This window comes from Stenotrophomonas sp. NY11291 (assembly GCF_023277365.1).
GTDB lineage: Bacteria > Pseudomonadota > Gammaproteobacteria > Xanthomonadales > Xanthomonadaceae > Stenotrophomonas > Stenotrophomonas geniculata.
Window position 1 is genome coordinate 415,216 of sequence record NZ_CP096975.1, and the last position, 23,330, is coordinate 438,545.

The 23,330-nt window shown below is 66.8% G+C and carries 18 protein-coding genes; 10 read left to right on the forward strand and 8 right to left on the reverse strand.

All coding sequences use genetic code 11. From position 1 onward, the window contains the following. Positions 1-7: 7 nt before the first annotated feature. The 5 genes from M1L61_RS01885 to M1L61_RS01905 form a co-directional block, all read right to left on the reverse strand. Positions 8-1,309, reverse strand: a complete 1,302-nt coding sequence (locus M1L61_RS01885) for an amino acid permease (RefSeq protein ID WP_049454509.1) — start codon at positions 1,307-1,309, stop codon at positions 8-10. Continuing rightward, entirely contained in the window at positions 1,306-2,067 is a 762-nt protein-coding gene (locus M1L61_RS01890; RefSeq protein WP_043400008.1) for a L,D-transpeptidase family protein, read from the reverse strand. Before M1L61_RS01890 ends, M1L61_RS01885 begins: the two co-directional genes overlap by 4 nt. A 15-nt stretch (positions 2,068-2,082) precedes the next feature. Then, on the reverse strand, positions 2,083-2,931 hold the full coding sequence (locus M1L61_RS01895; protein WP_043400005.1) for a MurR/RpiR family transcriptional regulator: 849 nt from the start codon (positions 2,929-2,931) through the stop codon (positions 2,083-2,085). Between the two features lie 373 nt (positions 2,932-3,304). Next, positions 3,305-4,399, reverse strand: coding sequence for a dipeptide epimerase (locus M1L61_RS01900; protein ID WP_049454503.1), 1,095 nt, complete (start codon positions 4,397-4,399; stop codon positions 3,305-3,307). Next, a complete protein-coding gene (locus M1L61_RS01905) occupies positions 4,396-5,835 on the reverse strand; it encodes an SH3 domain-containing protein (RefSeq protein WP_049454501.1) in 1,440 nt (479 codons plus the stop codon). Before M1L61_RS01905 ends, M1L61_RS01900 begins: the two co-directional genes overlap by 4 nt. Before the next feature lie 132 nt (positions 5,836-5,967). Here M1L61_RS01905 and M1L61_RS01910 point away from each other — a divergent pair, with 132 nt between their 5' ends. The 9 genes from M1L61_RS01910 to M1L61_RS01950 all read left to right on the forward strand — a co-directional run bounded on the left by M1L61_RS01910 (position 5,968) and on the right by M1L61_RS01950 (position 17,221). Further along, positions 5,968-7,458: a transglutaminase-like domain-containing protein gene (locus M1L61_RS01910; protein WP_049454498.1), complete on the forward strand. Its 1,491-nt coding sequence runs from the start codon at positions 5,968-5,970 to the stop codon at positions 7,456-7,458. 51 nt (positions 7,459-7,509) lie between these two features. Further along, positions 7,510-10,533 carry a TonB-dependent receptor gene (locus M1L61_RS01915; protein WP_043399995.1) on the forward strand — a complete coding sequence of 1,008 codons (3,024 nt, stop codon included), beginning with the start codon at positions 7,510-7,512 and terminating at the stop codon, positions 10,531-10,533. Between the two features lie 55 nt (positions 10,534-10,588). After that, positions 10,589-12,145, forward strand: a complete 1,557-nt coding sequence (locus M1L61_RS01920) for a serine hydrolase domain-containing protein (RefSeq protein WP_248854238.1) — start codon at positions 10,589-10,591, stop codon at positions 12,143-12,145. Continuing rightward, entirely contained in the window at positions 12,078-12,791 is a 714-nt protein-coding gene (locus M1L61_RS01925) for a M15 family metallopeptidase (protein WP_049454488.1), read from the forward strand. Before M1L61_RS01920 ends, M1L61_RS01925 begins: the two co-directional genes overlap by 68 nt. 520 nt (positions 12,792-13,311) lie before the next feature. Then, a complete protein-coding gene (locus tag M1L61_RS01930; protein WP_010484205.1) occupies positions 13,312-13,683 on the forward strand; it encodes a hypothetical protein in 372 nt (123 codons plus the stop codon). A 232-nt stretch (positions 13,684-13,915) separates the two neighbouring features. Continuing rightward, positions 13,916-14,326: an EF-hand domain-containing protein gene (locus M1L61_RS01935; RefSeq protein ID WP_004139214.1), complete on the forward strand. Its 411-nt coding sequence runs from the start codon at positions 13,916-13,918 to the stop codon at positions 14,324-14,326. Between the two features lie 95 nt (positions 14,327-14,421). Further along, complete coding sequence (locus tag M1L61_RS01940; RefSeq protein ID WP_171953737.1) at positions 14,422-15,174, forward strand: HAD family hydrolase; 753 nt, start codon at positions 14,422-14,424, stop codon at positions 15,172-15,174. Between the two features lie 31 nt (positions 15,175-15,205). Continuing rightward, positions 15,206-15,694 (forward strand): hypothetical protein, encoded by a 489-nt coding sequence (locus M1L61_RS01945; protein ID WP_235651310.1) that lies wholly within the window; start codon positions 15,206-15,208, stop codon positions 15,692-15,694. A gap of 165 nt (positions 15,695-15,859) precedes the next feature. After that, positions 15,860-17,221 (forward strand): VOC family protein, encoded by a 1,362-nt coding sequence (locus M1L61_RS01950; RefSeq protein ID WP_248854239.1) that lies wholly within the window; start codon positions 15,860-15,862, stop codon positions 17,219-17,221. 95 nt (positions 17,222-17,316) lie between these two features. Here the strand turns inward: M1L61_RS01950 and M1L61_RS01955 are convergent, their stop codons facing one another. Further along, positions 17,317-18,831, reverse strand: a complete 1,515-nt coding sequence (locus M1L61_RS01955) for an acetyl-CoA hydrolase/transferase family protein (protein WP_248854240.1) — start codon at positions 18,829-18,831, stop codon at positions 17,317-17,319. A gap of 386 nt (positions 18,832-19,217) precedes the next feature. On the opposite strand from M1L61_RS01955, the gene glnE reads away from it, so the two are divergent. Next, positions 19,218-22,013: a bifunctional [glutamate--ammonia ligase]-adenylyl-L-tyrosine phosphorylase/[glutamate--ammonia-ligase] adenylyltransferase gene (gene glnE, locus M1L61_RS01960; protein ID WP_248854241.1), complete on the forward strand. Its 2,796-nt coding sequence runs from the start codon at positions 19,218-19,220 to the stop codon at positions 22,011-22,013. 142 nt (positions 22,014-22,155) lie between these two features. Here glnE and M1L61_RS01965 read toward each other — a convergent pair whose 3' ends face one another. Next, positions 22,156-22,716, reverse strand: coding sequence for a queuosine precursor transporter (locus M1L61_RS01965; RefSeq protein ID WP_010484198.1), 561 nt, complete (start codon positions 22,714-22,716; stop codon positions 22,156-22,158). A 75-nt stretch (positions 22,717-22,791) separates the two neighbouring features. Continuing rightward, entirely contained in the window at positions 22,792-23,307 is a 516-nt protein-coding gene (locus M1L61_RS01970; protein WP_049412249.1) for a hypothetical protein, read from the reverse strand. Between the last annotated feature and the right edge of the window lie 23 nt (positions 23,308-23,330).

The following is a 23,330-nucleotide window of genomic DNA, read 5'->3' on the forward strand; positions in this document are numbered from 1 at the left end:
TTACCGATCACCCGGCGTCGGCATCCTTGCGCGGCAGCTTGTAGATCACCGCGCCGATGGCAAACGCCACCAGTGCCGCGGCGATGTTCTGCCAGCTGGCACTGGCGAACAGCGCCAAGCACAGCAGCAGCGCCAGCACCGGAATAAGCGGGCCACCCGGCAGCTTCAGCGCACCTGGCCGGTCGGCGTAGCGCTTGGCCAGCACCAGCACCGCAGCGGCCGTTCCGATGTAGGCGAACAAGCGCGTGGTCATCGACAGCAGGGCCAGCTGCACGAACGAACCGGACAGGGCCAGGCCGAGCGCGATCAGGCCCTGGCAGAGGATCGAGGCGGCCGGGGTGTGGAAGCGTGGGTGTACCTGCGCCAGGATCTTCGGCCCGTAGCCATCGCGGGCCAGCGCGAACAGGAAGCGCGGGCCCATCATCATCGTGTTGCTGTTGGTGCCGAGGATGGAGATGGTGGCGCCGACCGTCAGGATCAGCGCAAGCGCTTCGCCACCGAAGCCGGCGGCGGCATCGGCCAGCGGCGTGGCCGAGCTGGACAGGCCGGCCAGCGTGCCCTGCGCCACCACCTGCACCGCGCCGTAGATGACGGTGACGGTGATGATCATGGTGATCAGCGCGAACGGAATGTCGCGGCGCGGATTGCGGTACTCGCCGGCCGCGGCCGGGATGTTCTCGAAGCCCGCGTAGGCATACAGCAACAGGAGCGCGGCTTCGCCCATGCGCTGCAGGTCATGCGGGTCCGGGCGCTGGCCGGAGAACGCAAGTTGCGGATCGATGTAGAACGCGCCGATGGCCACGAACAGCAGCAGGGGCAGCATCTTGCCGATCACCAGCACCACGCCGGTCCGCGCGGCCGAGCGCACGCCGATGATGTTGACGCCGGTCAGGAAGCCCAGCGACACCACGATGATCGCGATACGCCCCATGCCGGCACCGGCCCATGGCCAGAACCGCGCGACGGCATCGGCCAGCGCATTGCTCAATGCGGCCGCCGAGCTGATGCGGGTCAGCCAGATCATCCAGCCGATCTCGAACCCGGCGAATCGCCCGAACGCCTCGCGTGCATACAGGTAGCTGCCACCGGGTTCATCGAAGTAGCTGGCGGCCTGCGCGTAGCACAGCACCAGCAGCGCGACCACGATGCCGGCGGCGACCACGCCCCACAGGCTGAAGGGACCGAGCAGGGCGACGGTGGCGGCCGGCAGCAGGTAGATGCCGCTGCCGATCACATCGTTGATCGACAGGCCGACGATCTGCCAGCGGCTGACCGCGCGCTGCAGCTGCGGTTCGTCCTGCGCGCTCAACGGGCGTCTCCGCTCAGTGCGGGCAGTTGCCACTGGGCCTGCAGGCGCGTGTACTCGGCACGCGGCAGCAGCACGAAGCGCGGCGCATCCTGCGGCCGCAACCAGTTCAGCAGGGCCTGCATGCGCGCCTGCGGCATGGCGGTGCAGCCGGCTGTGGCCTCGCCGGGCTGGCGCCACAGGTGGGCGAAGATGCAGCTGCCCTTGCCGGGCTGGTTGTCCGGGTTGTGGGCGATCACGAAGCCTTCCTGGTAACGCACATCGCCCTTGTTGTGCAGGTCCAGCCGCATGGGCTCGGTGGAGCCCTTGACCGCTGCACTGCCGACTTTTCTTTCATCGACGATGCGGTTGTAGAACGGCGAGCCGGGCACGTCCATGCAGTAGCTGCTTTCGAGCATCGGCTGGTAGGCCATGGCCGTGCCTGGGCGTGTGACGGCATAGCCGAACGCACTGCCGAGCGCGAACACGCCCGCAGGGCTGCGGCCATCGCCTTCCTGCTTCTGCGGGCCATCGGCCTGTGCCGGATGCAGGCCCAGGCCCCAGGCACTGCCGGTGCGGCCAAGCGCCACCGGGAACGCCTGTCCATGCGCATGCCAGCCCTTGCCATCGCGCACATAGGCCTGCAACTGGCCTTGGGTGCTGTCCCAGCTTTCGCTGGTGACCACGATCAGCTGGCGCGCACCATCCAGCGGTGCCGCGTGGACGGACACCGCTGCAGCAAGCAGCAGCGCAGCGGTAGCGAGACGGACCAGCGATTTCATCAACAGGTGCTCCGGTCAGGAATCCAGCAGGTGGTCGATCCGCTCCAGGTTCACCGCAAGCTGCTGCTGGCGGTCCGGATTGGTGTGGCAGAGCAGCACGAACAGGAAATCGAGCAGGGCATGCATGGCGCTACGGTACAGCAGCTGCGCGACCTGCGGCGTGCGATCGTGCGCACACACCACCAGTGCTGCATCAGCATGCGCGCGCAGCGGGTTGGCGGTGTGGCGGGTGATGGAAATCACCTTGCCACCCATGTCCTGGAACTGCCGTGACAGCTGCGACAGCTGGGGCAGGTTGCCGAATTCGGAGAACATCAGCAGCGCATCGCCCGGGCGCGCGGCCGACAGGTTGGCCAGCATCAGGATCGGATCGGTATGCGGCACCACCAGCAGGCCGAGCAGCGACAGCCGCATGGCGAACTCGCGGGCGAACAGGCCATCGTCACCCAGGCCATGGACGAACAGCTTCGGCGCGCCGTCGAGCAGCTGCACAATGCGCTCGATTTCTTCGCGTGGGTTGGCCTGGCGGGTTTCCTCTTCGGCCTGCGCCTTGCTGCGGCGCAGGGCGTCGCCCAGGCGCAGGTAGTCATCGCCGCCGTCGGGTTCGCTGGGGGCCTGTTGTGGATCGGCACCGGCGCGGGCCACGTCCTGGCCGATCGAGTACTTCAGGTCCGGGTAGCCCTTGAAGCCGAGCTTCTGGCTGAACTTCACCACGCTGGACTGGCTGATGCCCAACGCGCTGGCCAGCTGCTGGGACGAGTAGTCGCGCAGCAGGTGGGCGTTGTCGAGGATGAAGTCGGCGATACGGCGCTCGATGGCCGACATCTGCCCGCGCTCGGAACGGATCTTCAGCAGGGGCGGCATGCGGGGTGTCCGGGCATGTGTAGGCGCGTTGCGGTTGGCAGCGTAGAGCGTGCCATGGAATGGGTCGGGCGGGTTCCAGCCGCGAAGAGGTTACGGAGTGCAGTTGTTGCCTTTGACGTTGAGTCCGCCTTCAAGCGAGCCGAGCACCGCAGGTCCGGCGAGGGCGAAGAGGCGCGGGTGTCTGAGCGTAGCGAGTTCCCGCGCCGTCCCTCGACGGGCCGAGGAGCGCAGGGAACCGGTGCGTAGCACCGGCTCGCGGTCGGCGGAGCGTTTCTTTTGGTTACTTTTCTTTTCGCAAAAAGAAAAGTAACGCCCGACCAGGCGTCAGTCACCCGTGGACCTTGTAGAGTCGAGCCATGCTCGACTGCGCGGTTCAACCCAGCATCTCCAGCCCACGCACTTCGGTGATGCCCAAGCCCGGCACGTCGCTGATGCTGATCTCCGATTCGTTGAAATGCACGCCGCCGCTGACCGGGTCGAACTGGCCCAGCGAGGGGCCGTCGAGGTCGACCTTGGTGATCACATCGCTCTTGGCCACCGCCAGGTGCACGGCGGCGGCGACGCTGATGCTGGATTCAATCATGCAGCCGATCATGCACGGCACGCCGTAGATGCCGGCGATGTCGGCGATGCGGATCGCGTTGGACAGGCCGCCGGTCTTCATCAGCTTGATGTTGATGATGTCGGCCGCGCGCTGCTGGATCAGGTCCATCACCTGGCTGGGGCTGAACACGCTCTCGTCGGCCATCACCGGCGTGTTGACGCGGTCGGTGACGTACTTCAGACCGCTGATGTCAGCGGCCTTCACCGGTTGCTCCAGCAGTTCCAGCACCACGCCGGCCTCTTCCAGCGCGCGCATCGCATGCACCGCCTGCTTGGCGGTCCAGCCCTGGTTGGCGTCCAGGCGCAGCAGGGCCCGGCCCTCGACGGCGGCATGGATCGCCTTGACCCGCTCGATGTCCAGGCCGATGTCCTTGCCGACCTTGATCTTCAGCGACTCGAAGCCGCGTTCGATCGCCGACAGCGAATCGGCCACCATCTTGTCGATGTAGTCCACGCTGATGGTGATGTCGGTGGTGATCACCGGGTCGCCGCCGCCGAGCATCTGGTACAGCGGCGCACCGTGCAGCTGCGCCCACAGGTCGTACAGCGCGATCTCCACCGCGGCCTTGGCGCTGGTGTTGCGCTCCATCGCGGTCTGCACCAGCCCGCACAGGCGGTTGAGGTTGACTACGTCCTGGCCGATCAGGCGCGGCGCGATGAAGTGGCGGATCGCTTCGATGATCGAGCCGTGCGTGTCACCGGTGATCACTGCGGTGGCGGGGGCTTCGCCGTAGCCGGTGTGGCCGGTGTCGGTGCGGATCAGCACCACCACGTCTTCCACGGTTTCCACCGTGCGCAGGGCAGTCTTGAACGGCGTCTTCAGCGGCACGCGCAGCATGCCCAGTTCGATGGCAGTGATCTTCATTCAGGAGTCTTGGCCCGCAGGCGCTGGATGTTGGTGATGCGGTCGATGTAGCGGACGGTATCGCTGGCCATCATCGGCTCCAGCGGCGTGACCGAAACACCATTGAGGTGGGCCTGCACGCGCGTGCCGTCGGCACCGAACCAGCTGCCGCCCGCGGTATCGTGGATGACCCAGGTGCGGCCGTCGACATGGCCGATGGCCATCATCACGTGCCCGGGAATGTAGACGAGGTCGCCCACCTGCAGGTTGGTGACGGCGCGGTCGCGCACCGCTTTGCCGTCCTTGCCGGTGAAGGGCAGGCGATCCAGTGCGGGGCTGACCGCCTGTGCACTGGTATTGCGCGGCAGCAGCACGCCGAAGCTGCGGTAGATCTCGGAAACGAACCCGCTGCAGTCGCGGGTGTCGTAGTCATGGCCCCAGCCGTAGCGTTCGCCCAGGAACTTGAAGGCCTGCTGCAGCAGCAGGCGCGGGGTCAGCGGCAGGTAGTCCGCGGCGGTGTCCTGCGAGCGCGGCAGCAGCGCCGGCACCAGCTTCAGGCGCCCGTTGGCCTCGCGCACCGGCAGCTGCACCACCCACGACGCGTGCGCCTGCTGGCCGTTCACGGGTTCTGAAGCGGGCCAGTCGGCCAGCACCGGCAGGCGCACGCCCATGTCCAGCTGCAGGCGCGAGACGCGCGGTTCCTCCGGGGTGTAGGCGGTCTGCGCGGTGGCGCCGGTGACGATGCGGTACGGGCCCTTCGTGCCATAGCCAAGCACCGTGGCCTTGTCGCCGCTGGCGATGGCATCGGCCTCGATCCACGCGCTGTAGCGCTCGCTGTGCACGAACAGCCAACGGCCGTCGGCACTGCGATGGACCACGGCAACCCTGTCACCGGGGAACAGTGCCGATTCCTGGAAGCGGTCGATGTCGGTGTCGCCGACGGTGCTGAAGACGCGCTCGCGGGTGGGGAAGGTGCGCAGTGCCGCGCGCTTCACCACCAGCCCGTAGGCCGGTGCCGTCTGGGCGGGAATCGCATCGAGGCCGAGGTTGGCTTCGATCGCGCTGCGCAGCGCGGGCGCGATCGCCTGGCCCTTGTCGTTGTAAAGGGCACGCGTGGGCCAGCTCGACAGCGCGGCGATGCTGGCACGCACCGTCGCCGCATCAAGCTGGGCGGGCAGTGCGGCGATGTTCTGGATGTGGCTGTCCTGCGCCCGCATCCGCGCGTTCTGTGCCTCGATCTGTGCGCGGTCCAGAATCGGCGCATCGGCGTTGTCCAGGCGCGCGGCCCAGTACTGCGGGGTCAGGTAGGCCTCGTGCAGGCCGATCACATAGGGCAGCGGTGCGCCAGGATCGGGTGCCGAGGCAGGCTGTGCAAAGGCCGGTGCGGCCAGCAGGCACAGGGCCAGGGTCAACCGGCGCGGCCAACGCCGGCGCGGTTCGCGGGAAGCCAGGCTCATGCGGTGCACACCCTCCTCGAATGCCTGTTGGAATATTTATTCCTTTCGGCTTCGAAATCAAGAATAAATTATTGACCGGCATCCCGGCCCGTGTTACACAGCCGTTACCACCCGCGCTGGGGAAGTGTCGCTGTGGAGTCTGCCGTTCGCAAACCGTGTCTGCCTGCCGCCGCCGGTCTCTGTGCCGCGCTGCTGCTGTGGGCGTGGTCGGCGGGAGCGGAGCCGCCGCCCTCAGCCATCCAGTTTGCGCGCGTCGTGCAGATGATCGACGCGGGACGGTTCTTTGAAGCTCACAGCGAACTGAACACCTGGTCGGCCGCCGACGCGGCGGAGCCTGGCGTCAGTTTCGACGACATCGCGTTCCAGGAAGAACGCATGCGCCGCATCCGCCTGGATTTTTCCCTCGACGAAACCGCCGCGAAGGCCGCCGTGCGCCGCTGGATTCCCGGCCTCACCGACGAGGAATTCGCGCGCTGGGACCAGCTCGGCCTGATTGAACACCTCGATATCGACGGCACGCGCTGGTACTTCAAGCGCGCACCGTCGAACCTGTTCCTGCTCAGCGATGAGGCACGCGCACGCCGCCGCGCGGATGCACCGATGCCGCCTCCGGGCCCGAACGAGGTGCTCAACGCGCACCACGCGCACGTGCTTGCCGCGGCCCAGCAGAGTGGCCAGGCGTCGGTACTGCCGCAGCGCATTGAATTCACCCAGTCGCTCACGGTGAAGGCCGACGCCGTACCGGCCGGCGAAACCGTGCGCGCCTGGATTCCGTACCCGCGCGAGATTCCGGGCCAGCAGGAGCAGGTGCAGTGGCTGGGCAGCGCGCCCGGTAAGGCACGCGTGGCGCCAGCCAGCACCCTGCAGCGCACCGCTTATCTGGAAGCCAAAGCGGTGGCCGGGCAGCCGACCCGCTTCGAGATCCGCTACGCGGTGACGATCTTCGCGCGGCATACCGCGATCGATCCCGCCAAGGTGCAGGCCACACCGAACGATCCCGCATTGAAGCCCTACCTGGCCGAACAGCTGCCGCATGTGCGCTTCACCCCCGCGCTGAAGCTGTTCTCCGACCAGGTGCTGCAGGGCGAGGCGCGCCCGTATGAAGTAGTGCGCAAGCTGTTCGCAGCGGTCGATCGCATTCCATGGGCGGGCGCGCGCGAATACTCCACGCTCAGCAACATCAGCGATTACGCCCTGCGCGCTGGCCATGCCGACTGCGGCCAGCAGACCCTGCTGCTGATCGCATTGCTACGCATGAACGGCATTCCCGCGCGCTGGCAGTCGGGGATGGTGTTCTCCGACGATGGCAGTGGCTACAACAACCTGCATGATTGGGGGCAGGTCTACCTGGCGCCCTACGGCTGGTTGCCGATGGACGTGACCACCGGCGCGCTCGCCAGCGATGTGCCTGCACTGCGCAATTTCTATCTGGGTGGCCTCGACGGCTACCGCATCGCCTTCAACGACGATTTCGGCCAGCCCTTCGTGCCGGCCAAGCAGCATTACCGCTCGGAAACGGTCGACTCGCAGCGCGGCGAGGCCGAGTGGGCAGGCGGCAACCTGTACTTCGACCAATGGAGCTACGAATTCCAGTGGCGGGTACTGCCAGCCGGGCAACGCTAGCGCGACACATCGCAACTCACACCATTCAATTCTTGCAGGAGAGAGCAGGGGATGAAGGCTTACAGCATCAAGCGGGCGGCGTTGTGCGTCGCCCTCGGGGCGTGTCTGGGCGTAGTGCTGCCCGGCATCGCGATGGCACAGAACGTGAGCGGTGCAGTCGCCGGCCGTGCAACCGCCGGTGACCAGGTGACCGTGGTCAGCAGCAGCACCGGCCTGACCCGTACCGTCACCGTTGGCGCCGATGGCAGCTACCGCCTCGGCCAGCTGCCGGTGGGTGACTACCAGCTGCAGCTCAGCCGCGATGGCCAGAAGCTGGGCGATCAGGTTGCTGTCAGTGTGGCGGTAGGTGGTACCACCACGGTCAACCTGGCCAGTGGCGGCGGCGTCACCAATCTTGATGCCCTGCAGGTGGTCGGCACCCGAGTGGTCAACCGCGTGGACGTCTACTCCACCGAGACATCCTTCAACATCAACCGCCAGGAAATCTCGCGGTTGCCGGTGGCGCAGGACCTGTCTGCGGTCGCGCTGATGGCGCCGGGCGTGGTCGGCGGCAACTCGTCATTCGGTGGCCTGTCGTTCGCCGGTTCATCGGTGGCCGAGAATGCGGTCTTCATCAACGGCCTGAATGTCACCGACATGTACACCCGTCGTGGCTTCAGCACTGCGCCATTTGCGTTCTTCAAGGAATTCCAGGTCAAGACCGGTGGCTACTCGGTCGAGTTCGGGCGCTCCACCGGCGGCGTGATCAATGCGGTAACCCGTTCGGGCAGCAACGAATTCGAAGGCGGCGTGGAAGTCACCGCTGAACCCAGTGCATGGCGCTCCAGCGGCGGCGATCACTTCCATCGTGATGGAACCCCGCATTCTTATGGCAGCCGCGACAACAACTCCTTCCTGAAGACCAACGTGTGGGGCTCCGGCCCGATCATCAAAGACAAGCTGTTCCTGTTCGCGATGTACGAAGACCGCAGCGACAAGGGACACAACACTTCGTCCGATGGCAGCACCTGGTTCAAGAATGATTCCGGCAACGGCTTCTGGGGCACCAAGCTGGACTGGAACATCAACGACAACCACAGCCTGGCGCTGCTGGCGTTCTCGGATGAGGGCGATGTCACCAATGCGTCGTACGGCTACAACTGGAACGCCGACCAGCTCGGCGCCTGGGGCGGCGATTCGGTCACCGAGACCGGCGGCCGCAACTGGTCGGCCACCTACACCGGCCACTTCGGCCAGAACTTCACCGCCCGTGCCATGGTCGGCCAGAACAACCAGCGTGCGTTCACCAATTCGTCGTTGGACCAGGCCTGCAGCCCGGTGTTCACCGACAGTACGTATGGCCCGCGACTGGGCAAGCTGCAGGGTCTTCGTGCCGGCTGCCATCCTACCGGTACGGCGGTGGCCGAGCGTGACGATACCCGTGACGTGGCGCGACTGGACTTCGAATGGCAGCTGGGTGATCACCTGCTGCGCTTCGGTGTCGACCGCGAGTTGATGACCACCAAGCAATCCACACGCTACCCCGGTCCGACCGAACTGAGCTATACCGCCTACGTGGCGCGACCGGGCGATGAAGTCTGGGATGGCGCCAACGCCTACGTGCCGGCGGGCGTTACCGAAATGCTGCGTGCGCGAAACCGCAAATCGGGCGGCACGTTCGAGACTGAAGCCAATGCCTTCTACGTGGAGGACATCTGGAACATCACGCCGAATCTGATGCTCAACCTCGGCGTGCGCTGGGACCGTTTCGAAAACCGCACCGCCGCCGGCAAGGCGTTCATCAAGATGGACGACCTGATCGCGCCACGTGTCGGCTTCTCGTGGGACATGCGCGGTGACGGCAGCACCAAGCTGTTCGGCAACGCTGGCCGCTACTACCTGCCGGTCACCAACAACATCAACGTGAACTTCGCCGGTGGCCTCACTGACGAATACAGCTACTACGTGCTCAACGGCTGGGAGCGGAAAACCTCGCCGACAGGCTCACCGTACATGGCACCGATCGTCGGCCAGCAGATCGGCCCGACCGACACCCGCATGAACACCGGCGGTGCCGACCTGCGCCAGAGTGTGGATCGCGACCTCAAGGCGGTCTACCAGGACGAGTACATCCTGGGCTTCCAGAACATGATCAACCAGGCATGGTCGTGGGGCGTCAACGCCACCTATCGACGGATGACCCGTGCGCTGGACGACATCCGCATCAATTACACCCCGTGCGGCCCGACCCCGAGCACGCTGTGGCCGATCGCCAACCCGGGCGAGAGCCTGACGATCTGGGGTGATAAGAGCATCGGCTGCGCCAACGAGGGCTGGATCACCATCGATACCGCCAACAGCGGTTATCGCAAGGGTGGCAGCGGCGAGGTGATCGGTTACTCCAAGCCCAAGCGCACCTACAAGGCACTGGAGTTCCAGATCGACCGTGCATGGGACGAGAAGTGGATGTTCAACGCGTCCTACCTGTGGTCGAAGAGCGAGGGCAATTTCGAAGGCCCTGTGAATTCCGATACCAACTACGGCGACACGGGCATGGTTCAGTTCTGGGACCATCCGGCCACCAACGAGCGCTATGGCGTGCTGTTCAACGACTTCCGCCACCAGTTCAAGCTGCGTGCCGCTTACGCGCTGAACAAGCAATGGTCGTTCGGAACCACGCTGCAGGTGCAGTCCGGTGGTCCGATCACGGCCTACGGCGTGATGTGGCCAAACGATTCCATCGCCGGTGGTAGTACCTCCAGCGAAGGTAGCGGTGGTGGCACCGGCTGGCTGTGCGTGGCCAACTGTTCCGGTCCGTACAACCAGCGGCAGTTCGAGTACAGCCCACGCGGTGCGTTCGGTCGCCTGCCGTGGACCTGGACCATGGGCGCCAATGTGACCTGGCGTTTGCCGGTGGAGGGCATCGACCTCAGTGCACGGCTGTCGGTGTACAACCTGTTCAACAACCAGAAGACCATCAACGTGCACCAGCGCTATGAAGCGCAGCCCGGCCAGTACCGCGAGGCGACGTTCGGCACCGGGACGCGCTGGCAGGCCCCGCGCTACACCCAGCTGGTGGTGACCTGGAACTTCTGAGGCCACGATCCGCGCCGTCCACCGTGACGGCGCGGGCAATGGAAGGGCTGCGCGCATGTACCACCTGCTGATCGTCGCGGCGGCACTGGCCGCACCGTCCGCTTCGGCGACCGACATCGCCTCCCTCGATGCCGACGTCGCCGCCGTGGTCCAGCACGAGCACCTGCCTGGGCTGGCCATGGCGGTGGTCGAGCAGGGGCGTGTGGTGTACCAGCATGCCGAGGGCGCGCGCGGCGATGGCGGCCATATCGACGAGGACACGCTGTTCAAGATCGCCTCCAACAGCAAGGCGATGACCGCCGCGCTGCTGGCGCGGCTGGTGCGGCAGGGCAAGCTGCGCTGGGAGGATCCGGTGCGGCGGCATCTGCCGGGCTTCCGCATGCACGATGCGTGGGTGGGCGAGCAGATGCAGGTGCGCGACCTGCTGATCCACAACAGCGGCCTGGGCCTGGGCGCCGGTGACCTGATGCTGTGGCCGGAACCGAACACGTTCACCCGCGCCGACATCATTGCCGGGCTGGCGCACCTGAAGCCGGTCAGTAGTTTTCGCAGCCACTACGCCTACGACAACCTGATGTATGTGGTGGCAGGTGAAGTGGCGGCGGCGGCGGGTGGCAAGCCGTATGACCAGCTGATGCGCGAGCAGGTGTTCGAGCCACTGGGCATGACGCGCTGCCAGGTGGGGGCGTGGTCGGTGAAGCGCGTGGGCAACGTGGCGCAGCCGCATGCCCGGCGCGGTGATCGCAATAATAAAGTGGTGAACGCCGATGGAGCGATCAGCCCGGACCAACCCTCGATGGCGGCTGGGGGCATCCGCTGTTCGTTGCGCGACATGACGCGCTGGATGCAGGTGCTGCTGGATCCTGCGCTGGTGCCGGAATGGCTGGGCGCTGAGCAGCGCCGCACGCTGTGGACCCTGCACATGCCCATGCCGCTGGGCGAGCGCCAGCGGCGCTGGGACAACGCGCATTTCTACGGTTATGGGTATGGCTGGCGCGTGTCGGACATAGACGGGCAGTGGAAGGTGGCCCACACCGGCACGCTGTCGGGCATGTATTCGTCGCTGGCGCTGCTGCCCGACCGCAGGGTGGGCGTGGTGATGCTGATCAACGGCGAAGGCGAGGATGCGCGCACCGCGCTGATGCAGGCCACGCTGAAGCGCTTCACCGCACCCGACGATGCACGCCCGGCGATGGAATACCTGGCCGAACTGAAGGCGGACCAGGCCGCTCGTGCGGCAACCGGGCATCAGCGACCTGTGACTTCATCTGCGCAGCGACTCGCGGCTTCCGATCTGCAGCGCTGGCAGGGCCGCTACGCCGATCCCTGGCTGGGCCCGGCCTCGCTGTGCCCGGGCAAGGACGGCCTGCGCTTCAGCGTCGACAAGTCGCCAGCGCTGCAGGCGGCCGTGCTGAAGTTGCAGGGGCGCTGGCTGCTGCGCTGGGATACGCTTGGCGACGAAGCGCAGGCGTGGTTGCAGCCAGGCGAGGGCCCGGTACCGACGCTGGACCTGCGCGCCATCGATCCGGACATCGACTTCAGCTATGACTTCCAGGACCTGCATTTCACTCGTACTGGCGACTGCGCTGGCAGCGACCGCCAGCGCCGCTGAGCCACCGCGTGTTTCACCGGCCACCGACGCGGCCAGCGCTGGTTTGGTGGAGATCCGCGCGTTGTCGCCAGGCATCGACATGGACATCCGCTACGCCGGCGCCAACAACTTCACCGGCGCGCGCGTGCCCGGCTACGAGGCGTCGTCCTGCTACCTGCTGGCGCCGGTGGCGAAGGCGCTGGCCGAGGTGGAACAGGACCTGCGCGCCGATGGCTTCGGCCTGCGCCTCTACGACTGCTACCGGCCGGTGCGTTCGGTGCAGGCCTTCATGGCCTGGGTGAACGATCCGCGCGAGCTCTCGCGCAAGGCACAGCAGTATCCGGACCTGGACAAGTCGCGCCTGCTGGCCGATGGCTACATCGCCGAACGCTCCGGCCACAGCCGCGGTGCCACGGTGGATCTGGGCCTGCTGGATTGCCGCAGCAGAGCATGTACGCCGCTGGACATGGGCACCGACTTCGATTTCTTCGGGCCACGCGCGCATACGCAGACGAGCGGGCTGAGTGAGACGCAGCAGGCGAACCGGCGGCAACTGGTACAGGCAATGGCACGGCGTGGTTTCGTGAACTATCCGCAGGAGTGGTGGCACTACACGTTCCAGCCGGAACCGGATCCCGGCACCGCGTACGACGTCCCAGTGCGGTAGGGGTATCGGCAGGGCTGCGCCCTGCACCTGCAGAGGCAACTGCAACGGCCGAAGCAACAGCTGGCATTCCGTGGGATGGCTGGGTGGGTCCGGTTGCGTGGGACGCTGCAAGTCCCCCTCCGGGGTCCGGCCCAGCCGCTGGCGGCTGTGCGTTCGGGCGCTTGCGAAGCAGTGCTTCGCAAGCAAAGCGCCCTCACCCATGTAAGCTCGGTCGCCGCTTGCTCGTGCGCGCAGTCCTGCACGCACGGCAAGGCCAGGGTTGGGCGTCCTGCCCAACCCGCCCGAGGCATGCCTCCGGCCCATGCGGCTCACGCCCCCGCAACCGGACCCACCCAGCCTTCGACAATTCCCCGCGCGGTCCGTTGTAGAGCCGAGCCCATGCTCGGCTGCTCTTTGTTCAATCGTCGAGATATTCGATTTCGAGAGATTCATCCACGCATGGCGTGGATCTACCGTGGCTGCCGGATTGGGTCCGGGGCAGATCCCTTACACTGGCCGCCTCTTCATCCCTGCCCGCCCGATGAACCTTCCCCTGCACTTCGGCCTGCTCGGTACCCTGGAAGCGGGCGCCATCGCCCTGCTGGTCGGGCTGCTGGTGTACTTCCTGTGGTCGCAGCTGTGCCGGCTCCTGCACTGGACAGTCGGCCACGCGATCGGCTGGTCCTGCGTCATCGCCGTGATCATCTCCGCCGGCATCGATGCATGGAAGCTGTTCTACATGGGCATCGTGCGGCTGGAATCCCCGCTGTACGCGCGCCTGTTCCTCGCCACCATCCATGATCCGAACGAACTCGGCAGCCGCGTGGTGCTGGAAATCGCCGGCGCGCTCGCCGGTGTTGCCCTCGGCTGGGTGTTGTTCAGTTCGCGGTCATCGGCACAGAACGTCGACTGACGCAGGTTTTTCGTTGGTTGCCGGTTAAATCCGGCAGCGCTGAATGCGCATCTTATGAGCTGCTCACTTGCTGCTAACCACCGCGCTAAAGCATGCGTGGAGGCGAGTGGTTAATCGTGCGTGTTGACGCCGGTCGCGGGGCAAAATCGATTCAGAAACGCGGTGGCAGGGTAGGTGCCGTGCGGAGACAACACGCCGCGCAACACCACCCAATCGGTAGGAGACACCCCTGATGACTATTCGCAACCGCAAGCCCCTGATCGCCCTGATCGTCGCCGCCGGCAGCGTGCTGGCCATTCCGGCGATGGCCCAGTCGGCCAAGCAGCAGGCCGCGCAGGCACAGAACGAAGCCGCGCAGGCGCAGCAGTCGGCGGCACAGGCAGGGCAGGCGGCTGACCAGGCGACCAATGCGGCCGCCGCGGCATCGGCACAGGCCAATGGCGGTGGCCAGACCTGGGCCAGCATCGATACCGATGGCAACGGCACCATCAGCAAGACCGAGGCACAGGTGAACGCGGGCCTGGCCCAGGTGTTCGACCAGGCTGATACCAACAAGGACGGTGAACTGAGCGCCGATGAGTACAAGGCCTACGTGGCCGCGCAGCAGGCCGGTGCAGGTGCCGGCGCGGCCCAGGGCCGCTGATCCACACCTGATTCGGGAAGACCGGTGCATGGGGACCCGGGCGGCTGCGGCCGCCCGGGTTTTTCTCGTCATCGCCACCCCTGTATCCTTGGCCGATGAACACCTCCACGCCTGCGCCGTCGCGCGCCATCGGCCTGGTCGGTTTTGACGGTGACGATACGCTGTGGAAGAGCGAGGACTACTACCGCAAGGCCGAGCAGGATTACCTTGACCTGCTGTCGCGCTACGTCGACGTGCATGACACCCAGACCGCGCGCCACCTGCTGGAAGTTCAGCAGCGCCACCTGGGCACCTTCGGCTACGGTGTGAAGAGCATGACCCTGTCGATGATCGAAGCGGCCATCGACATCACCGGCCAGCGCATCGAGGCCAAGGATATCCAGCGCATTCTGGATATCGGCCACGACACCCTGCGCCACCCGGTCGAACTGATCGACGGTGTGCGCGAAGCCGTGGCAGCCATCGCCGAGCACTACCCGGTGGTGCTGATCACCAAGGGTGACCTGTTCCACCAGGAAGCGAAGATCAAGGTCGCCAACCTGGCCGAGCTGTTCCCGCGCATCGAGATCGTCTCGGAGAAAGATCCGGAAACCTATGCCCGCGTGCTGGCCGAATTCGATCTGCCGATGCAGCGCTTCGTGATGGTCGGCAACTCGCTGCGTTCGGACATCGAGCCGGTGGTCACCCTCGGTGGTTGGGGCGTGCATACCCCGTATGCAGTGACCTGGGCACACGAGACCCAGCATGGTGTGGCCGACGACGAACCGCGCATGGTCACCGCCGACACCGCCCACGATTGGCCGGCTGCACTGGCGGCGATCGAGGCCAAGGCCGCTGCGGTGGCCTGACAGGACCCGGCGGCTGCGGCAGAATCGGGGCATGAACGTCCGATTGCGCGCGCTGTTGTTGTCCCTGCTGCTGGTGCCGGCCACCGTGCTGGCCCAGCAGACCGCCGAGCGTTCGGCAGCCTACGAGGTGGAGACCGGTGACAGCTGGGTCGATGCCCAGCTGCAGGACATCAACCACTACGCCGAGCGCTACCCCGACGCCTTCCTCGACGAAGTGTCGCGCTACGCCGACGTGCCGCGCGGCTACATCAGCGCGCTGTTCACCACCCACGGCTGGCAGGCCGGGGACATCTACTTCGCCTGTTTCTGGGCCAAGGCCAGCGGCCAGACCTGCCGCGACAGCGTGCGCGCCTTCAGCCAGGACCCGGAGGGCGGCTGGGAGGCGGTGGTGAAGCGCATGCCCTCCAAGCCGGACAACCTGCATTACCGCGCCGTGCGCCATGCCATCGTGGCCAGCTACCAGCACTGGGACCGGCCGATCACCTTGGATGCCACCCTGAAACGCCAACTCAAGCGGTAGTGCCGGCCGCTGGCCGGCAACTGCACCCTTCCAGGCATCCGGAGGTTGCCGGCCAGCGGCCGGCACTACCGATTTCTTTCATGTTGCTCTGCATATCGCCGCCGCCGCGCGCTCCGGCGACAATACGGGTTCGAGCTGTTCCCCGTTCCCGTAATCGAGTGACTGATGAGCGCCTCTTTCGTTTCGCCTGATGTGATCCGCCGCCTGTTCGCACAGGCCATGTCCCGCATGTACCGCACCGAAGTGCCGTTGTACGGCACGCTGGTGGAACTGGTGGAGCGGATCAACGCGCAGGTGCTGGAGCAGGACCCGGCGCTGGCCGCGCAGCTGCAGCGCAATGACGAGCGTGCGCGCCTGGATGAAGAACGCCATGGCGCGATCCGGGTGGGCACCGTGCAGGAACTGGCCACGCTGCGCCGCCTGTTCGCGGTGATGGGCATGTACCCGGTCGGCTACTACGACCTGTCGGTGGCCGGCGTGCCGGTGCATTCCACCGCGTTCCGCCCGCTCACTGGCGCCGCGCTGGCGCAGAACCCGTTCCGCGTGTTCACCTCGCTGCTGCGCCTGGAGCTGATCGAAGACGAAGCGCTGCGTGCCGAATCGGCGAAGATCCTTGCGCGCCGCCGCATCTTCACCGACGGCGCGCTGGCCCTGATCGACCAGGCCGAGCGTGACGGTGGCCTGGCGCAGGCCGATGCCGAGCGCTTCGTCGAGCAAGCACTGGAAACCTTCCGTTGGCACGGCGATGCCACGGTCGACCTGCAGACCTACCACGCGCTGCACAACGCGCATCGGCTGGTGGCCGACGTGGTCAGTTTCCGCGGTCCGCACATCAATCACCTGACCCCGCGCACGCTGGACATCGACGCTGCGCAGGCGGCGATGATCGAACACGGCATGGCGGCCAAGGCGGTGATCGAAGGCCCGCCGCGCCGCGCCTGCCCGATCCTGCTGCGCCAGACCAGCTTCAAGGCGCTGGAAGAGGCCGTGCATTTCCCGGACGCGGAAGGTGGCGATGCCGGCACGCATACCGCGCGCTTCGGCGAGATCGAACAGCGCGGCCTTGCGCTGACCCCGAAGGGCCGCGCGCTGTACGACCAGCTGCTGTCGCAGGCACGCGATGCCGGTGGCGAAGGCAGCACCGGCGGCGACTACGGCCAGCGCCTGCAGGCGGTGTTCGCCAGCTTCCCGGATGACCATGACACGCTGCGCCAGGAAGGGCTGGGCTATTACCGCTACCAGCTGACCGACGCCGGCCGTGCCGCGCCCGAGCGCGTGGCGGATCTGCCGGCTGAAGTGCTGGTGGCCGCGGGCCTGGCGACGGCCGATCCGATCGTCTACGAGGATTTCCTGCCGGTCAGTGCCGCGGGCATCTTCCAGTCGAACCTGGGTGGTGAAGAGCAGCGTGCCTATGCCGCACATGCCAACCGCGAGGCCTTCGAGCAGGCCTTGGGCGTGGCGGTGAATGACGAGTTCGAGATCTACGAGCGGCTGCAGGCCGAGTCGCTGGCGGCGCTGCGCGCCTGATCGGCACCGCTTTGGTACGCGTGGTGGGTGCGGATCAAGGTCCGCACCCACTGGAAGCTGGTAGCGCCGGGCCATGCCCGGCGAACCGAGAATAATCAGCCCTTCATCGTGCCGGTATCCAGCCAGCGCTGGTGCCACGACAGCGCTTCCGGCAGCAGGTGCGGGGTGTGCTTGCCGTAGCTTTCGCGGCTGGCACGGTCGAAGTAGTCCTGCAGCTGCGGGCGGAAATCCGGGTGCGCGCAGTTGTCGATCAGCACCTGCGCGCGCTTGCGCGGTGTCAGGCCACGCAGGTCGGCCAGGCCCTGTTCGGTGACGATCACCGACACGTCGTGCTCGGTGTGGTCGACATGGCTGGCCATCGGCACGATCGCCGAGATGGTGCCGTTCTTTGCAGTGGACGGGCTCAGGAACGCCGACAGGAAACCGTTGCGGGCAAAGTCACCCGAACCGCCAATGCCGTTCATGATCCGCGTGCCCATCACGTGCGTCGAATTGACGTTGCCGTAGATGTCCACCTCGATCATGCCGTTCATGCCGATGCAGCCAAGGCGGCGCACCAGTTCCGGATGGTTGGAGATTTCCTGCGTGCGCATGATGATGCGCTCGCGGTAGAAATCGATGTTGTCCTTGAACGTCTCGTTGGCCTGCGGGCTCAGTGCGAAACCGGTGCACGAGGCATAGCTCAGCACGCCGTCGCGCAGCAGGTCGAGCATGCCGTCCTGGATCACTTCGGTGAACGCGGCCAGGTCGCGGAAACCGCTCTTGGCCAGGCCGGCCAGCACCGCGTTGGGGATGTTGCCCACGCCCGACTGCAGCGGCAGCAGGTTCGGCGGCAGGCGGCCCTTCTTCACCTCGTGCTTGAGGAACTCGATCAGGTGCGAGGCGATCTGTTCGCTGGTTGCATCGATCGGGCTGAACGGGCTGTTGCGGTCCGGGCCGTTGGTGCGCACCACCGCCACGATCTTGTCCGGGTCGCAGCGCAGCGCGGTGTCGCCGATGCGGTCGTTGGCGTTCACCAGCGGAATCGGCTTGCGGTGCGGCGGCAGCGCGGTGCCGTAGTAGATGTCATGCATGCCGTCGACGCCGGCCGGCTGCCATTCGTTGACCTCGACGATCACCTTCTTCGCCAGGTCCAACCAGGTCTTGTTGTTGCCAACCGAGGTGGAGGGCACCAGCGAGCCATCTTCGCGGATGGCCGAGACTTCGATCACCGCAGTATCGATCTCGCCGTAGAAACCGAACCACACGTGCTGGGCCACGTGGCTGAGGTGGATGTCGATGTAATCCAGCTTGCCCTCGTTGATGCGGTTGCGTGCATCCGGGTCGCTCTGGAACGGCATGCGCATGGCGATGCCATCGGCCTTGGCCAGCGCGCCATCGAGTTCCGGCGCGGTGGAGGCGCCGGTCATCAGCTTGATCTGGAAGGGATTGCCCTGGGCATGCACCGCTTCGATGCGGCGGGCCAGTTCCACGGGAACGGCCTTGGGATACCCGGAGCCGGTAAAGCCGCTCATGGCCACGGTTTCACCGGGCTGGATCAGCGCGGCTGCGGCCTCTGCGGAGACCACGCGGTCACGGAGACGCGCGTTGGCGATGCGATCAACAGACATGACGACACGTGTTGCTGGGGGGAATTCCGATTATCGGCCATCCTCATCCGTACGGGGGGTTCTACCTTCGTGGAATGGCTTTTCCCCGGGGGCTCACCCAAACCCACCGGTTTTGTTTTGCAGTGCAGCGTGCAAAGTGCTTTCGCAGCCCGCACGATGGCCCTGCATCCCGACGTGGGGGAGGGAGCAGAGCCCGCTGGCAGTTCGCTGCAAGCGGGCTTTTTTATTGCCTGTCATCCAGTATGAATACGCGGCACCCCTTCAGGGTCGGATCCTTTTGCCAAGGGCAAAAGGCTCTGATCCCACCCGCGGGATCAAGCGGCGGCATCTCGGGGGCAGAGCCCTTCGCCGTTGGCAAAGGGATCCGACCCCGCGAGAATCAGGGCATGACCCTCGCCCCCGCCGAACTGTCCGCCGCCCTCCAGCCCGTTGTCGACCGCGCCCTGGCGCGCCTGGCCCAGGTCCTGCCCGAGCCCGTTCCTGCCGAACTGCTGCCGCTGCTGACCCGGCTGGCGGTGACCAGTGACTTCGCGCTGGACACCCTCGTGCGGCAACCGGCGCTGCTCGCGCAGCTGGCGGCGCCCGGTTGCCCGCCGATCCCGGCGCCGGTGCTCGATCCGCTTCAACCCAGCGACTGGCCGGCGCAGATACGGCGCTGGCGCACCGCCATGTCCACGCGGCTGATCTGGCGCGACCTGGCCGGCCTCGACGACGTGCCGCAGACCCTCGCCGGCGCCACCGCTTTGGCCGAAGACTGCCTGCGGCTGGCACTGGACGCCCTGCAGCAGGAATTCGCCCAACGCCACGGCGTGGTCCGCGATGGCGAAGGCACCCCACAGCAGCTGGTGGTGTTCGGCCTCGGCAAGCTCGGCGGTGGCGAGCTCAACTTCAGTTCCGATGTGGACCTGGTCTACGCCTACCCGCACGGCGGCGAATCCGACGGCGCGCGCGCGCTGGCCGCCGAAGAGTATTTCGCACGCCTCGGCCAGCGCCTGGCCAAGCTGCTGGACGAAACCACGGTCGATGGCTTCAGCCACCGCGTCGACCTGCGCCTGCGCCCGTTCGGCAGCGCCGGCCGCGTCGCGCTGTCGTTCGCAGCGATGGATCAGTACTTCCAGCGCGAAGGCCGCGACTGGGAGCGCTATGCGTGGCTGAAGGCGCGCGCGGTGGCCGGTGATATCGAGGCTGGTGAAGCGTGGCTGCAGACCCTGCGCCCGTTCGTGTACCGCCGCTACCTGGATTTCACCGCACTGGACGGCCTGCGCGAGATGAAGGCGGCGATCACCGCCGAAGTCGCGCGCCGCGAGCTGCACGAGGACATCAAGCGTGGCGCCGGTGGCATCCGCGAAATCGAGTTCCTGTGCCAGGCGCTGCAGCTGATCCGCGGTGGTCGCGAACCGGCACTTCGCGAACGCCGCCTGTTGGTGGCGCTGGACGCCTTGGTCGCCGCCGGACAGATCGCGCCTGAGGATGGCAGCGCGCTGCGCGAGGCCTACCTGTTCCTGCGCCGTCTGGAAAACCGCCTGCAGATGTTGCGTGATGCGCAGACGCACGTACTGCCCAGCGATGCGCTGGACCGCGAGCGCATTGCCGTCGGCCTCGGCTACCTGGACTGGGACGTGCTGCGCGCGGCGTTGGCCGAACAGCAGCAGCGGGTCAGTACTGAATTCGCCGCACTGCTGGCACCGCGCAAGGGCCAGGCCGCGCCCGATGCACTGGCCAACTATTGGCGCAGCCTGCCCGAAGGCAGCAATGCACCGCTGCTGGCCGAAGCCGGTTTCCTTGACGCCAACGGCGCCGACCAGTCGCTGCGTGATTTCGCCCAGGGCACCGGCGTGAAGTCGTTGTCCGACGCCGCGCGTGCGCGGCTGGATCGCGTGCTGCCGGCACTGCTGCATGCCGCCACGCGTTCGCCCCAGCCCGACGCCGCGCTCAAGCGCGTGCTTGGCCTGCTGCAGGCGGTGCTGCGCCGGACCAGCTATCTCGCGCTGCTGGACGAGCAGCCCAGCGCGTTGGCGCGGCTGGTCGATGTGCTGGCGCGCAGCGCACTGCTGGCCGAACGCCTGGCGGCGTATCCGCTGCTGTTGGACGAACTGCTGGACGTGCGCGTGTCCGGGCCGATGCCCGATGCCGCCGGCATGCTGGCCGAGTGCCAGCAGGTGCTGGCGGTGGAGGATCCCGAATCTGCGCTGCGCTGGCTCAACGAGACGCGGCTGGCGCTGAGCTTCCGCATGGCGATGGCCACGCTGGACGGGCGCCAGGGGGCGGTGGACAGCACCCGGCAACTGGCCGAGCTGGCGCAGGCGGTGGTGGTCACCGTGCTGGCAATGGCCGAGGCGGACATGCGCGCCGCACACGGAGAGATTCCCGGTGGCCGCTTCGCGATCATCGGCTACGGCAGCCTGGGTGGCCTGGAACTGGGCTTCGGCTCCGATCTGGACCTGGTGTTCCTGCACGACAATCCGGCCGGCGTGGACGCCAGCGACGGCGCGCGTCCGCTGGAGCCGGGGCGCTGGTATGCGCGCCTGGCGCAGAAGGTGATGGCGCTGCTCGGTGCGGTCACTGCTGCGGGCCGCCTGTACGACATCGACGTGCGCCTGCGCCCGGACGGTGGCAAGGGTTCGCTGGTGTCTTCGTTGGCCAGCTACACCGAATACCAGCGCGAACGCGCATGGACCTGGGAACACCAGGCCTTGGTGCGCGCACGCGGCGTGGCCGGTGATGCCAGTCTGCTGGCCGACTTCGAACAGGTGCGTGCGCAGACGCTGGGACGTGAGCGCGATCCGGCCACGCTGTATGCCGATGTGCTGAAGATGCGTGGACGCATGCGCACCGAGCTGGACCGCAGCGATGCCGCGCGGCTGGACCTGAAGCAGGGTGCCGGTGGCGTAGTGGACCTGGAGTTCCTGCTGCAGACCGGCGTGCTGGCGCGCAGCGCGCAGCATGCGGCGCTGCTGCAACCACGCGATACGCCGTCGTTGATCGACGCGTTGGCGGTTGTCGGTTTCCTGCCGGAAGACACCGCAGAGGCGCTGCATGGCGCACATGCCACGTTGCTGGACGTAGGCCTGGCCTGCACGCTGGATCGACGTCCGCGACTGGCACCGACCACGCCCGCGATTGAAGAGGCGTGTGCCGCGATTACGGCAGCGTGCAGAGCCGCGGAGTTGCCGTTCGGGTGAGTGGGTGCACCCATTAGCGCAATTGCCCGGGGATGATCCGCTGTTGGTAGGTGCCGACCGTTGGTCGGCACAATCTGTCAGCGGTGATGAACTCTGATGGAGCGTGCCGACCAACGGTCGGTACCTACCAGAGCATGTGCGGTCAGCTGGTGGCGCGCAGCGGCGCCATCTTCCACAACAGCGCGCGGAACGGGGCCAGCAGGCACACGCCGATCGCCAGCTTCACCGCCAGGTCGCCGGCGGCCCAGCTCACCCACGGCAGGGCGGAGCCGGCAAACGCGATCGACCAGAAAATGGTGGTATCCACCGTCGCACTGCAGGTGGTGGCCACCATCGGCGCGCGCCACCAGCTGCCACGGCGCAGGCGGTCGAACACGGTGATGTCCAGCAGCTGCGCCACGATGAACGCCGAGCACGAGGCAATCGCAATGCGCGGCGTGGCCACCCAGATCGACAGCAGTACCGCCACCGCGAAACCGATCCACGCCACGCGGCGCGCCGGGCCCGGGCCGAAGCGGCGGTTGATCAGGTTGCTGACCAGGAACGCCACCGGATAGCTGAAGGCACCCCAGGTCAGCCAGTCATTGATCGGGTACTGCACCAGTACGTTGGACAGCAGCACCACTGCGCCCATCGCCAGCACCGCCAGCACCAGGGCGCGCGGGGTCAGCGGGGCAAACACAGGGGCAGGACGCACGGACATGGCGAGCCAGGGGGACAAAGGGGATCGCCCATTATCCGCCCGGCCGGCGGCAAAGCCAAAACCGGTCGTTCAGCTTTACAGCACCTCGCTCATCACGTCGCCGGCGGCGTAGGCGGTCGGCACATAGGCCAGCGCCTGGCCCTGCGCGCTCTTCACGGTCCAGCCGGCGCCGGCGTCGGTCGGGTCGAAGCGCACCTGCTGGCCAACGACGAAGCCGGCGACCGGGTCATCGCCTGCAGCCGCCGGCCATTGCAGCGTTGCGGTCTGGTCGGCCTTGCCGGGTACCTGCAGGTGCACCTGGCGATCACCGGCTGGCGTGGTGGCGACCTGCTTCACCTCCATCGGCGGCAGCGGAACCGCCGGTGTGCGTGCGGCGACCTTGCCGTTGCGCTCGCTGGCCTTGAACGGGGCCTTGGACAGTTCGGCCAATCCCATCGACGTGGCCAACGGAATCGACAGCACGATCAGCGACGTGACCAGCACGCTGGTCTGGCCGCTGTTCAACTGTGGCGCGGCGCCGGCATGGACGGTGGGCACCACCAGCGCCGAAAGCAGCAGGGCAGTGGCGGGAACGCGCAGGCAACGGAACATGGAGACCTCCTGGTCAGGGTGGG